At 48.7% G+C, this 11,712-nt stretch carries 10 protein-coding genes; 2 read left to right on the forward strand and 8 right to left on the reverse strand.

Annotated elements, in window-relative coordinates; genetic code table 11:
* Positions 1-272 precede the first annotated feature (272 nt).
* The 4 genes from EZ315_RS09410 to holA form a co-directional block, all read right to left on the reverse strand.
* Entirely contained in the window at positions 273-1,517 is a 1,245-nt protein-coding gene (locus EZ315_RS09410; RefSeq protein ID WP_135471823.1) for a DUF1015 domain-containing protein, read from the reverse strand.
* Between the two features lie 200 nt (positions 1,518-1,717).
* Positions 1,718-2,992: an adenylosuccinate synthase gene (locus EZ315_RS09415; protein WP_135471824.1), complete on the reverse strand. Its 1,275-nt coding sequence runs from the start codon at positions 2,990-2,992 to the stop codon at positions 1,718-1,720.
* Between the two features lie 8 nt (positions 2,993-3,000).
* Positions 3,001-3,480: a Fur family transcriptional regulator gene (locus EZ315_RS09420; RefSeq protein ID WP_135471825.1), complete on the reverse strand. Its 480-nt coding sequence runs from the start codon at positions 3,478-3,480 to the stop codon at positions 3,001-3,003.
* Positions 3,481-3,558: 78 nt separating this feature from the next.
* Positions 3,559-4,617, reverse strand: a complete 1,059-nt coding sequence (gene holA / locus EZ315_RS09425; protein WP_135471826.1) for a DNA polymerase III subunit delta — start codon at positions 4,615-4,617, stop codon at positions 3,559-3,561.
* A gap of 137 nt (positions 4,618-4,754) precedes the next feature.
* Here holA and EZ315_RS09430 point away from each other — a divergent pair, with 137 nt between their 5' ends.
* Positions 4,755-5,231 carry a type I restriction enzyme HsdR N-terminal domain-containing protein gene (locus EZ315_RS09430; protein WP_135471827.1) on the forward strand — a complete coding sequence of 159 codons (477 nt, stop codon included), beginning with the start codon at positions 4,755-4,757 and terminating at the stop codon, positions 5,229-5,231.
* Positions 5,232-5,269: 38 nt separating this feature from the next.
* On the opposite strand, the gene dnaA is transcribed toward EZ315_RS09430, so the two are convergent.
* Entirely contained in the window at positions 5,270-6,661 is a 1,392-nt protein-coding gene (gene dnaA, locus EZ315_RS09435) for a chromosomal replication initiator protein DnaA (RefSeq protein WP_135471828.1), read from the reverse strand.
* A 402-nt stretch (positions 6,662-7,063) separates the two neighbouring features.
* On the reverse strand, positions 7,064-7,831 hold the full coding sequence (gene pgeF / locus EZ315_RS09440) for a peptidoglycan editing factor PgeF (protein WP_135471829.1): 768 nt from the start codon (positions 7,829-7,831) through the stop codon (positions 7,064-7,066).
* Positions 7,832-7,887: 56 nt separating this feature from the next.
* Between pgeF and EZ315_RS09445 the strand changes: the two genes are divergently transcribed.
* Positions 7,888-8,820, forward strand: coding sequence for a DMT family transporter (locus EZ315_RS09445; protein WP_135471830.1), 933 nt, complete (start codon positions 7,888-7,890; stop codon positions 8,818-8,820).
* Here EZ315_RS09445 and EZ315_RS09450 read toward each other — a convergent pair.
* Positions 8,799-10,784, reverse strand: a complete 1,986-nt coding sequence (locus EZ315_RS09450) for an LTA synthase family protein (protein WP_135471831.1) — start codon at positions 10,782-10,784, stop codon at positions 8,799-8,801. The two genes, EZ315_RS09445 and EZ315_RS09450, sit on opposite strands and share 22 nt — an antisense overlap.
* 180 nt (positions 10,785-10,964) lie before the next feature.
* Positions 10,965-11,603 (reverse strand): C40 family peptidase, encoded by a 639-nt coding sequence (locus EZ315_RS09455; RefSeq protein WP_135471832.1) that lies wholly within the window; start codon positions 11,601-11,603, stop codon positions 10,965-10,967.
* Positions 11,604-11,712: the final 109 nt, after the last annotated feature.

An 11,712-nucleotide genomic window follows, 5' to 3' on the forward strand; every position in this document is an offset into this window, starting at 1 on the left:
AGAATGAAGGGATTAAACTTTAATAGCCTAATCCCTTCATCTGTGTTGTCTTACCTGGATTCGAACCAAGACAGGCAGAACCAAAAACTGCAGTGCTACCATTACACCATAAGACAATCCTTATGCTCAAGCTTCATCGCATGCCGATGATGCCTAAAGCGGTGCAAAGTTAGCGAGTTTTTTGCGTATTTGCAAGGGTTGCCCGAAGTATTTTATTGTCTTTGTTCTAATTTGCGGGTAATTAGACAATTATTTGGTCTATAAATAGAGCTTTAGTCAAGCTTGTGAATTACGAGACCGGAACGGAGTTTGGGCTCGAACCATGTGGTCTTGGGAGGCATTATATTGCCTGAATCCGCAATATCCATAAGTTGCTTCATGGATACGGGGTAGAGAGCAAGTGCCATAGCCATCTCCCCGGAATCCACACGGTGCTTGAGTTCGCCGAGACCGCGGATTCCGCCAACGAAGTCGATACGCTTGTCGGAACGCAGGTCGGTGATGCCGAGTATGTCGCGGAGTATCAAGTCGCTTGAGATTGTCACGTCAAGAATGCCGATGGGATCGTTGTCGTTGTAGGTGCCGGGCTTGGCGGTGAGAGAGTACCAGCGGCCTCCGAGATAAAGCGAGAAGTTGTGTAGGGCTTCGGGACGGTATTCATCTGTACCCTTATCCTCAACAGTGAAGTTTTCGGCTATGCGTGCGAGGAATTCCTCGGGAGTGAGACCGTTGAGATCACGCACCACACGATTGTAGTCGATGATGTTGAGATGGGATGCGGGGAATGCCACGGCAAGGAAATAGTTGTACTCCTCGTCACCTTTATGTGCGGGATTGTTCTGGGCCTTCTCGTGTCCGACGAGTGCGGCAGCAGCTGAGCGGTGGTGTCCGTCGGCGATGTAAAGATAGGGGATGCGTTCGAACTCGCTTGTCACGGTTGCTATCATTTCAGGGGTATCGATCACCCAGAAATGGTGGCCGAAGCCGTCGGGGGCAGTGAAGTCGTATTCGGGTTCGTTCTTGGTTACTTCGTCGATTACCTGCTGAAGCACAGTGTTGTCGGGGAACGCAAAGAATACCGGCTCAACGTTGGCATTGTTGATGCGGACATGCTTCATGCGGTCCTCTTCTTTGTCGCGACGTGTGAGCTCATGCTTCTTGATGCGTCCTTCCATGTAGTCGGCTACATTTGCAGCGATCACTATGCCGTATTGGGTGCGGCCGTTCATGGTCTGTGCATATATGTAGTAGTGCTCGTTGTCGTCCTGCACGAGCCATCCGTTTTGCTGGAATGCGTTGAAGTTTTCTACAGCTTTGTCGTACACCTTGGGATCGTGCTCATCGGTGCCCGGGGCAAAGTCGATCTCAGGCTTGATGATGTGGTAGAGTGAGCGCGGGTTGCCTTCGGCTTCGCTGCGTGCTTCTTCTGAGTTGAGAACGTCATAGGGGCGCGAGGCTACCTGTGTGACAAGGTCGCGTGGCGGGCGTACGCCGCGGAACGGTTTGACTTTTGCCATGATTTGTGTTTTTTGCTGGACTGAGTTTGCCCAGTCCATGGTTGATGATTTATGGATATTTGGTTAAGGTTACCTTTTGTTTTATGGCGGATGGCAGTACTTAGGTGTTCGGGCTGTTTCAGGAGGAGTGTGCCAAAATACTTATGTATGAGTTCTGGCACATCTCCTCACTGATGCCTTTTATGGGGCCGATAGGTGGATTATTTCTTTCTTTCGATGGTCTGCTTTCGGTCGGGTCCTATTGAGACTATGGTGATAGGAGTCTCAAGCTCTTTTTCAAGGAATTCGATGTAGTCTTTGAACTGGGTAGGGAATTCCTCTTCGCTCTGCATTCCTGTCATGTCAGTCTTCCATCCGGGCAGGGTAGTGTAGACCGGTTCGATGTCCTCTTCAATTGAGTAGGGGAACTGTGTGGTAAGATTGCCGCCGATCTTGTAGGCTGTGCATGCCTTGATTTCGTCAAATCCGTCGAGCACGTCGCTTTTCATCATTATGAGCTGTGTGACACCGTTGATCATGATGGCGTATTTGAGTGCTACGAGGTCGATCCATCCGCAGCGACGCTCGCGACCGGTGACAGCTCCATACTCGTGACCGAGGTCGCGGATGCGCTGGCCTGTGGCATCGAAGAGTTCGGTGGGGAATGGTCCGCTTCCTACGCGTGTGCAGTAGGCTTTGAAGATTCCGAAAACTTCTCCGATCCTGTTAGGTGCGACCCCCAGTCCGGAACATGCTCCGGAGCATATAGTGTTGGATGAGGTCACGAAGGGGTAGGAACCGAAGTCGACGTCAAGCAGTGTGCCCTGAGCTCCTTCGCACAGCACGCTTTTCCCTTCCTTGAGCAATGAATTGATAAGGAATTCCGAATCGACGATATCAAAGCCTTTGAGGTATTCGATAGCATCCATCCAAGTGTCTTCAAGCGAAGCAAGGAGTTCTGGGTCGGGAGTGGCGTCAAGGGATTTGAGGCGTGAGAGGTGCATTTCGCGCTGGGCGTTGTATTTCTCGTCGAAGTTGTGGAACACATCGCCGAGGCGCAGGCCGTTGCGGGAGATCTTGTCGGTATATGTCGGTCCGATTCCTTTGCCTGTCGTGCCAATCTTTTTGCCGCCTTTAGCCTTTTCATTGGCAGCGTCGAGGAGCCGGTGGGTAGGGGCGATAAGGTGGACTTTCTTGGAGATGCGCAGGATGGAACGTAACTCTACGCCGCTCTTTTCGAGTTCTTCCGCTTCCTGTTTGAACAATACCGGATCAAGCACCACACCATTGCCTATAATATTGATCTGTCCATGCTGGAATATGCCTGATGGAATGGAGCGGAGCACATATTTCTTGCCTTCAAATTCGAGGGTGTGACCGGCGTTTGGACCACCCTGAAATCTTGCTACGACATCGTAACGCGGGGTGAGCACGTCAACTACTTTGCCTTTTCCTTCGTCGCCCCATTGGAGCCCGAGTAGCACGTCTACTTTCATTGTGTCAGTTACTTAGTTGTATTTTCTTTATTTCTTTTCTTCTTTCCATTGCTCTGGCACCGGGAGCATAGCCCGCTGACGCAGACTTCAAACTGCTTTGCAGCAAATGATGAATAACGCTTGAAACTTAAGGTACGGAACAATTGTGTATCCCTGACCTCTCTCACCTTTCCGCAGCTCTCGCATATCAGCCTCACTATGGCGGGGGGCTCAATGGCAATCTCCCAGGTGTCGGCTGAGAGATGGAGTTTCCTTACGATTCCGGCTTGGGCAAATAGTCCGACCGAGTTGTAGACCGTAGCCCTGCTCACACGAAAATCTCCCCCTTCCATGGCGGTAATGAGCTCGTCGACGGTGAAACGTGATGGCATTTCAAGTACTTTGTCGAGCACAGCAAACCTTTCCGGGGTGCTACGTAGGTGATGTTCTGCAATATATATGCTCAGGGCTTCGCGAGCGAGACCCTTGCGCTTGTCCTCGTTCATCATTCACAAAGTTACAACCATACGCCGAGATTTCCAAAAAAACATTGTAATTTTTCCGGCAGTTATTTTATATGTATATGTTTACATTCTGATTATGCCTGAGGATGTGAGGATGCGGAAGATCAGGTCTTTGAGGAGGTCGTATTCGTTTTGGCGGGAGGATATGCCTTTGCTGCGGCAGTCGCATTCGCGCAGTGCCGAGATTATTTCTATGGTCTGGCGTACATTGTAGGACCGTGCAGCTGTCTCGTAATTGCGTAATGCCCATGGCGATTTGAGCCCAAGCGCATCCATGTATCCGCTCTGCGATTTGTCATGGGTGTAGTGATATATGAGCAGGTTGGAGAAGTGGTTGAACAATGTCGACAGGGTCATTACTGTGGGGTTGTTCTTGGGATTGTTGCGGAAATATTCGACTATTGCCATTGCTTTGGCTGCATTGCGCGCGTTGATTGCGTCCACAAGCTCGAAGTTATTGTAATCCTTGGATATCCCTATATTGCGCTCGATGGCTTCGGGCGTAATCATTGCTCCTGCTCCGAGAATGAACGACAGCTTGTCGATCTCATTGTAGAGGCGTGACAGATCGGTGCCTATGTAGTCTCTAAGCATTGACAGAGCTTTTGGGTCGACAGTCATCTTTTTTTCTTTGATGAGGTCGGATATGACAGGCAGAAGATTGCGTTCGCTTACTTTCTTTGATTCGAATATGACTCCGTTCTTTTTTACAGCTGCAAGAAGCTCCTTGCCCTTGGCTTTGTCGCCTCGGCAAGCTATTACGAGTATTGTGGACGGGTTGGGACGCTCGGCATAGTGATGAAGCTTGTTGAGTGAATCAGCCCGCACCGATTGGGCTTCTTTGACTATCACTACCTGGTGTTCAGCCATCATGGGGAGCCGCTGGCATACGTCCATGACAGTCTCCATGTTTGTTTCCGGTCCGTAGAGGGTGTACATGTTGAAGTCGCGTTCCTCTTCGGGGAGCAGGCTCTCGAATGTCTTTACAAGCTCATCGATATAGTATCCCTCTTCGCCGTGGAGCAGGTATACAGGTGCAAGTTGGCGGTTGGCTATCTGACGCTTTAGCTGAGGGAATGTGATATCGGTCGATGTGGTGCCTGTCTTTGATGTGGTAGCCATAATGGTCGGTTAGTGATGTCGAATAAGAGTGTAAATTTAGCAATAAATACCAGTATGTGCAAAAGTTTTTCATGAGTGCTCTTCGAGATTCGTTCTCATTCATTAAATTTGCAAATTGAAATCTTATGTATTGAATCATGCCTTCTTCGACACAGAATCTGCCACCACAATTGAATCTTCCGGTTGCTGAACTGTCATTGCGCAGCGGCGACAAGGGGGTTGAGGTCTATGATGAGCTGAGGCAGAAATGGCTGCTTGTGACCCCTGAGGAATGGGTGCGTCAGCATTTTGTGCATTTTCTGATGTCGCATATGGGGGTGCCTCGCAGCCTTATAGCCAATGAATTGGGGATCAGGCTTAACGGAATGTCGCGACGGTGTGACACTGTGGTTTTTGACCGAGCTCTATCTCCCTTGATGATAGTCGAATATAAGGCTCCGGACATAAAGATCGATCGGAAGGTGATAGATCAGGTAATGCGGTACAATACAGTGCTTAAGGTGCCTTATCTTGTGGTGAGCAACGGATTGCACCATTATTGCATTAAGGTGGATGCCGATGGCAATAAATGCCAGCTCCTCACACGCTTACCGCGATATGAGGAGCTGACATGAATTAGGTAAAGTTTTAGGTAAGAAAGAATTTGTTGCGGTTATTGTTCTGCCATGAGTTCTCTCTCTATCTGTGAGAGGTCCTCCTGGAGTTTCTTTTCCAATGGTAGTCGTTCGTCAATGAGCTTGCAAGCGTAAAGCACTGTGGCGTGTGAACGTTGCAGCCTTGCCCCGATGGTTTTGAATGGCATTTTGGTGTGTTTCTTTGCAAGATACATCACCATCTGGCGTGCGTCCGACACTTCGCGTTTGCGTGACTTGTCAAATATCTGTGCCGGTTCGATGTTATAGTAGTCGCTTACCACTTTGGTTATGGACTCAAAGTTGGTCTTGCGCTGGTTGAGTTTCACTGAGTTGGCAAGGACACGACGAGCGAGATTTATGTCTATCTCACAGTTGAGTCCTGTAGCATATGCCAGCAACGATACCATCACGCCCTCTATCTCTCGGATGCTTTGAGTGACATTGGTGACAATGAACTCCACGACATCCTCGGGTAGATTGATGCCGTCGCGACGTGACTTCTGAAGCAGCACTTCGCGGCGAAGAGCGTAGTCAGGTTTGTCGAGGCGGGCTGTCATTCCGCTCTTGAATCGTGACAGCAGACGTTCTTCCATACCCTCCATGTCGGCTGGAGCACAGTCGCTCGACATGATGAGCTGCTTATTGTTCTGCTTAAGATGGTTGAATATGTGGAAGAATGTGCGCTGGGTCTTTTCTTTCCCGATAAGTTCCTGGATGTCGTCGATTATGAGTGTGTCAATGCTCTGATAGAACTTGATGAACTCATTGATCTTTCCTCGTAGTGTGGCTGAAGAGAACTGGTCCTGAAACAGACGGGCTGTAATATATAGAACACGCGTGCGAGGGTCACGCTCTTTGATGCGGATGCCTATGGCCTGTATGAGATGGGTCTTTCCCACACCGCAGGGACCAAATATGAAAAGCGGGTTGAATGTCTTGAGTTTGGGGTCGTTGGCAATCGCCTCGCCTATTGACTGTGCTACCTTGTTGCTTTCGCTTATACAGTAGTTCTCGAAAGTGTACTCCGGATTGAGCTGAGAATTGATCTCTTCGACGTATTTGTCCTGAAACGGATTGGCGGATGCGCCGGGTCCGGGTTTCACAGCCGCGCTGGGCTGTGCGCTATCCATGCTGACCTTTGATGTGGGATCGTTTGCCACAACCGGGAAGTTGTAGATAAGGCGTATCCCTTTACCGAACACTCGGTCAAGCGCGCTCTTGAGCACTCTGACATAACGGTCCTCAAGCTGCTCCACGAAAAATTCCGAAGGACACGAAATGGTGAGCACGTTGTCCTTCAGGCTTTCGAACGACAGCGGGCTAAACCAATAGTGATAGTGTTCCTCGGGAATTGTGTCGCGGATTATCTCCAGGCACTTATCCCATAATGGCGAGTTTAGGTGTTGCATGTGGTTAATAAATGTACTGTGAAGAGAGATCTGGTATGTGAGGCAATGCGGGGGACCTCGTTATTTCAACCGCATTTCTTGTGCAAATTTCTCAAAAATATTTCTTAAAATCAAATCGCTTTTTTCTTGTTTTTTTAATGTTGATTGCAGTGTGTTGAATTTCAGTGTTTTATAAAAATGGCGACTAGTGTTAAAGTAGCACTTTTGAATTATAATTGCAACATATTGAAAATAAGCGTAGTTATAACGGTGTTTTTAAAGTGATAGTTGTTGTTTCATTTCTGTTACAAAGTTGCAAGTGTCTGGAATACCGATTGTTTTGTGGTGGAGGGATTGTGTTGCATGTAAAAAATACTATTTAGAATGCATCTAAATAGTATGATCGGAGTTATAGATTGAAATCTATTGCATGGATATAAATGTGAAAACTCTTCCGGAGTTGACTCCAAGTTTCCTGGCTGAGAAGAATGTGTCCGGGTGGCAACGTGTGCACAGACTGTTGTCGAAACCAGCTATATTTGATTCGGGAATCCCCTGATTGATAAGCGATTTTGTGATATGACGGTGGATGGATACGTGAGGTTTGTCCCAGGATGTGCGGTCAACGCATGTATTGTCAAACCTGTCTGCGACTTCGGTGCCTACTTCAAAACATGACATGCAGATAGATGGACCCATGGCTACTTTTATGCTCTCCGGGCTTGCTCCCAAATCGAGCATGGCTGTCAGAGTGTTTTCTGTTATGCCGTTTGCCGCACCTCGCCATCCGGCATGTGCTATGCCTATTATCCCTGCACGAGAGTCGGAGAATGCCACAGGCACGCAGTCGGCGGTATTGACACCGATGATTATCCCTCGGACGTTAGTAACTATGGCATCGGTGCTTTCTAAAGACTCCTTATGCCATGGGACGGATGTTATTACGGATACATCGTTTGAATGCACCTGATGCGGGAAGATTATTTTTTCAGGGCTCACACCTGTAGCCAAGGAAAGTTGTTTCAGGCATATGTCAGTGTGCTCATAGGAGTCGCCGGTGTAATGACACACGTTGAACCCATTGTATCGGGCTTCTTCGGTGGTGGCGTAATTCCCTCGTGAGGTATAGTATGCAGTGACATTACCGTCACGCAAGAGTTCGTGTATTGGAGTGTCGGTCGTTAATCGCATAGGTGTTTGACAAATATTTTGTAATTTTGCGGCAATTTTCAAAAATCGCGGAATCTATGAAGGATTTTAATCTCAAAGGGCACGCGGCTATGCTGGGTGCGAATACGATGTGGGGGCTTATGGCTCCGGTGGCTAAGATGGTGATGGCGGCAGGGATAGTGTCGCCGTTGCTTATGACCAATTTCCGGATTCTCGGAGCTGCGTTGCTGTTCTGGACAGCCTCCCTTTTTGTGCCCAACGAGAAAGTGCCTCCGCGCGATCTTTTGCTTATGGCCGGGGCGGCTATGCTCGGGATACTTTTCAATCAGGGCTGCTACGTGTTTGGAGTCGGGTTCACTTCTCCTGGCGAGGCATCTATAATCACTACCACTATGCCGCTGTGGGTTATGGTGCTTGCCGCTCTGATACTTGGCGAGCCGATCACTCTTAAAAAGATTGGCGGAATAGTGCTTGGGGCCACTGGCGCGCTGATATTGGTGCTTGGTGCTGCGAAGTCCGGTGCCAAGGGTGATAATCCTACTCTCGGCGATCTCCTTGTCCTCACAGCTCAGATCAGTTACGCGCTTTATCTGACTTTCTACAGGAACTTTATCAAGAAGTATTCGGTGGTGACGCTCATGAAGTGGATGTTTACTTTTGCGTCGATTGCGATTCTTCCGGTTTCGATAGGGACTATGATGTCGACTTCCTGGGATGCTTTCACCTCGCGTGAGGTGTTTGGTGTTGGTTATGTTGTGTTCTTTGCCACATTCCTGTCGTATATATGCGTGATGATCGGGCAGAAAAATCTGCGTCCGACGCTCGTAGGCATGTACAATTATGTTCAGCCTATTGTGGCTTCCTGCGTAGGTATATGGCTTGGGCTTGATGTTGTCACCTTCCCGAAACTGGTAGCTGTGTTGCTTATATTCACGGGAGTGTTTCTCGTCACTATAAGCAAGGCGGCACCGCATGATGTGGTGCGCGCTCATTCCGGTAAGCCTGCCTGACGGACCTTCACGCTGTCAGCATCCATGCGCTCGTAATAGCTTTGCATCAGTCCTTTCATTTTGAGTTGCATTTCGGAGGCTTTGGCTGGCAGCTTGTCCTTTAGGTCGGTGGTCATCATTATGTCGTTTACATAGTCGTATAGTCCGGTGATGTTGCAGTCAGCATCGGTCTGAAGGAAATAATCTCCTATGTACATCTGTGGGACGAGGTTGTAGTTGAATGACCATCGTTCTTCAGGCCGGGTGGTGAGCACGTCGTTGCCGAAGGCTATGTAATCACGGTCGTATCCCAGCCAGCCGAGCACTGTTGGCAGTATGTCGAGCTGCTGCATCATCCCTGAGTGCATTCCGCGAGGCATCTCTCCTGATGGGTCGAATATGACTATGGGCACATGGTTGTCACCGGCATCTGTCTTGTATTCCTGATGGGTTGTCTTGCTGCTTGAATGGTCGGCTGTGAGTACGAAGATTGTGTTGGTGTACCATGGCTGTTTGCTTGCTGTCTCGAAGAATCTCCCGAGGGAGTAATCGGTGTACCGTATGCATTTGTGCAGCTGATGTATCCCTTCGTCAAGGAAACGGTCGTTGTATTTTTCCGGGATTGCGAACGGATGATGGGAGGATGCTGTGAATACGCCTGTCACGAATGGTTGCGGCATCTCGCTCATCTTAAGGGCGTAGTACTGTAGGAATTCCTCATCCCATATTGCCCATGTCCCATCGAAATCGTCTTTGCCGTTGAAACGGCTGTCAAGGCAGTATTCGTCCATTCCGTAATATTCTTCGAATCCGGCTCCTCGGGCAAATGCCTGGAATCCCATTGAGTCGTTTGTGCCGCCATGGAAGAATGCTGTGTGGTAGTCCCAGTTCTTGAGTTCGGTGGCAAAGCTCGTTATGTGGTTGAGTGAGTAGGGTGAGAGGAAGAATCCGTGCCCCATCTTAGGGATTGAGGACAGGATTGCCGGCATGGCATCGATCGATACACCTGTGTTGGCGAATGTGTGTTCGAATGTGAGGGCCTTGGGTATGAATGAGTCCATCCATGGGGTGTATCCTCGGTAGGTGCTATCATCGAGGGCGCGGTTGTTGTTGAGCGAACCGATAAATTCTGTGGCGAAGCTTTCTATGATGAGTATGACCACATTCTTCTTTTTTTGTGTCACGCTGTCAGCAGCGGCGCGGTGCAGAGGGGTGTACACGTCGTCAAGATCCTTGGCTGATGTGAAATATTCCGGAATCAACGGCGGGCGTTTGCCTATTGTCCTGATGAGTGAGAAAGGTGTGTTGAGGACTATGTTGGCTTCTGAGGGACGTTTGGCGAACTGGTGGGCATTGCTCACGGCTATAGGGCGTGTGGAGGTGAAGAATGTCGCTCCTCTCATTCCCCATATTGCGACTACGACCACAACGCTTATTGCCACTATGTCAGCTATCCATTTCTTCCATGTGTGGCGTGTGAAATGCATTGTTGACGGACGGTAGAATCTGCACATTGCCCATATCAGTACTATGGCGAGAACGGCGAGATACCAGTGGTTGATGATTTCTATGCCGAAGATTCTACCGAGGTTGTCCTCGTTGCCAAACTCATTGAAAGTGCGGGTTGTGATCCTGTGGTGTCCGAATGGGTAGTACACGCTGTCGCCGAGGTTCAGCAGTATGCATATGGCATTCGGGATTATGTACGCCATCCGTGTCAGGTTTCTGTACCATTTCCTTTGTGTGGTCGAGAACGGAAGCATGGCAAGGACTATGTACAGGATATTGGTGTAGCATATCGCTGACGTGTCAAACCATATTCCTCCACGGAATATTTTCATGGATGATTCCAGTGTCATGGATACTGAGTACAGATCCCAGTTCTCAAGCAGGAAGGCGAGGCGGCACACGCTGTAAGCCACATATGCCATTGCGATATTGAAGATGATGCCTGATGCTGTACGCGCGGGTTGGTTTATAGTCATATTCAGTCAGTGTGGTAAGATTGTGCAAAGTTACAAAATTGGTGTTGTGTATTGAAATTTAGGACCGGATAATGTTCTCTATGTATATGAAAAGCGGTCCCATGTGATGGGGACCGCTCAAAACTCTCTCGATCTAAATGTTGTCTTAAAACTGTTCCTGATTATTCCTGAAATTTTTGGTTATATTGAAGTTCCGATAATTCTTTTTGCTCCGATGAAATGGCGTGAGTAATATCCGTTGTCAGGGAAGTTCTGATACACCACTCCGCGTTTTGATGATGAGGCATGTATGAATCTGCATGACCCGTCGTTGTTGACATCGACCACCATGGCGACATGTCCCACACGGCCTTTGCCGCTTGAACGGCTTGAAAAGAAGAGCAGGTCGCCGGGTTTGATTTCGCCCTTGTCAATATGCTCGCCTTGGAGATATTGGCTGCGGGAATCACGGTTAAGGTTGAAACCGAAATTGCGGAATACATATCCGATGAATCCTGAGCAGTCGAATTGGTTGGGGCCTGTGGCTCCGAGACGGTAGCGTGTACCAAGATACTTTGCGGCAAACTCTTTCATCTGGTCCACAAGCTCGCTGTGCTCCTCGTCCTGGCTCTTGCTGATCTCTGCTTCTATGGCGGCAAAAGGTGAGTTCTCTCGCGCACTCTTGAACGCGCTCTTCACCAGTTCCTCTGAAGTGTCTACAACACTTTTGAAATGTTTCGCTGGGACAGGGTAGTTGCTAAGTGTGGGAGCAGCATTAACTGATGCTATTCCTAAAAGAGCCAATATGAAAGTGATGATAGTTATTACGTATCTGTTCATCTTGATATTTCCGGTGTTTGTAATGATTGCCTGTGTTGACAATTATTAATTTTAGCCTTCCTTTGTTGCAGCAGCCTTTTGATTGGTCTGCGATGTAAAGTTAAAAATA

Source organism: Duncaniella freteri, from assembly GCF_004766125.1.
Lineage (GTDB): Bacteria > Bacteroidota > Bacteroidia > Bacteroidales > Muribaculaceae > Duncaniella > Duncaniella freteri.

Excerpts from the sequence above, each read along its gene's own strand:
- EZ315_RS09410 (WP_135471823.1), bottom strand. The coding sequence starts at position 1,517 with ATGGCAAAAGTCAAACCGTTCCGCGGCGTACGCCCGCCACGCGACCTT.
- EZ315_RS09415 (WP_135471824.1), bottom strand. The coding sequence starts at position 2,992 with ATGAAAGTAGACGTGCTACTCGGGCTCCAATGGGGCGACGAAGGAAAA.
- EZ315_RS09420 (WP_135471825.1), bottom strand. The coding sequence starts at position 3,480 with ATGATGAACGAGGACAAGCGCAAGGGTCTCGCTCGCGAAGCCCTGAGC.
- holA (WP_135471826.1), bottom strand. The coding sequence starts at position 4,617 with ATGGCTACCACATCAAAGACAGGCACCACATCGACCGATATCACATTC.
- EZ315_RS09430 (WP_135471827.1), top strand. The coding sequence starts at position 4,755 with ATGCCTTCTTCGACACAGAATCTGCCACCACAATTGAATCTTCCGGTT.
- dnaA (WP_135471828.1), bottom strand. The coding sequence starts at position 6,661 with ATGCAACACCTAAACTCGCCATTATGGGATAAGTGCCTGGAGATAATC.
- pgeF (WP_135471829.1), bottom strand. The coding sequence starts at position 7,831 with ATGCGATTAACGACCGACACTCCAATACACGAACTCTTGCGTGACGGT.
- EZ315_RS09445 (WP_135471830.1), top strand. The coding sequence starts at position 7,888 with ATGAAGGATTTTAATCTCAAAGGGCACGCGGCTATGCTGGGTGCGAAT.
- EZ315_RS09450 (WP_135471831.1), bottom strand. The coding sequence starts at position 10,784 with ATGACTATAAACCAACCCGCGCGTACAGCATCAGGCATCATCTTCAAT.
- EZ315_RS09455 (WP_135471832.1), bottom strand. The coding sequence starts at position 11,603 with ATGAACAGATACGTAATAACTATCATCACTTTCATATTGGCTCTTTTA.